The organism is Pelotomaculum sp. FP, from assembly GCF_004369245.1.
Classification (GTDB): Bacteria; Bacillota; Desulfotomaculia; order Desulfotomaculales; family Pelotomaculaceae; genus Pelotomaculum_C; species Pelotomaculum_C schinkii.
This window is the reverse complement of record NZ_QFGB01000155.1, coordinates 1-902: the sequence shown is the minus strand read 5'-3', so window position 1 is coordinate 902 and position 902 is coordinate 1. Positions and strand designations below refer to the sequence as shown.

Annotated in this window: 1 protein-coding gene; it reads left to right on the top strand. The window is 32.3% G+C overall.

Going from position 1 to position 902, the window contains the following annotated elements; translation table 11 throughout:
* The first annotated feature begins 153 nt into the window (after positions 1-153).
* Positions 154-492 carry a tyrosine-type recombinase/integrase gene (locus Psfp_RS21155; RefSeq protein WP_282434375.1) on the top strand — a complete coding sequence of 113 codons (339 nt, stop codon included), beginning with the start codon at positions 154-156 and terminating at the stop codon, positions 490-492.
* The last annotated feature ends 410 nt before the right edge of the window (positions 493-902 follow it).

Sequence of the window (902 nt, the reverse complement as noted above, 5' to 3'; positions counted from 1 at the left end):
CGCCTTAGCTGTTCACAATAAATGAATTGAGGCTTATTGGTTTTCCTGTTCCGTGAGCAATATTTATTAATTCTATGTAAACAAGAGAATAAGGGGAGTAGACTCTAAAATTAGGGGTTTAAACCGCCATATGGCAGAGGGGTTAAAAGGGAAATTTTTAAATATCTATCCAGAAGGGAGAAAATTGTTCCTAATGATATTGACGAAGGATTTTTCTTTTCAACGAGACAAGGAACTGCCTTATTACCTCGTAATGTTCTTAGAAAAATTGTTTTAATTGGCAAAAAAGCAGGAATAGAGGGGAAACGCTTATCTCCGCATACGTTTAGACATACCTTCGCTAAACAGTACCTTATGGCAGGTGGAGACTTATTTTCCCTTCAACAGATAATGGGACATGCTACCCTAATATCAACCAGAAAATATATATCCCTTCTGACAGAGGACATACAAAAGAAACACAGACAGTTTAGTCCTCTGGACAATTTATAGAAAAAAATATATTATTTGCAGACCAGGGAGATCTATTTCCTGGTTTTTTTTATGTTCCAGTTATTTATTGATAATTCACAAATAATAAATACTAAGTGAATAACTTAATGCAATTAGCATTACTCAAGTAAAAATAATATTTGATAATTAAAATATACATTCAAAATAACTTATTATGAATTATTTAATATTAAGTTGTTGACATAAAAATGTGGTGTATATTATAATCTTAATAAGAAAGAATGGAGGTGAACTAACTAGGAAAATACGTATGTTTTTTGTACATAGGTGTTCGGTTAACCAGAATTAGGTAACTCATAGATAATAATAAAGAAGGGAAAACCCTCAAGTCGACAGAATCAGGGAATATTCAAGTATAAATAATTTCCAGGAGGTCGCCCTGATGACTG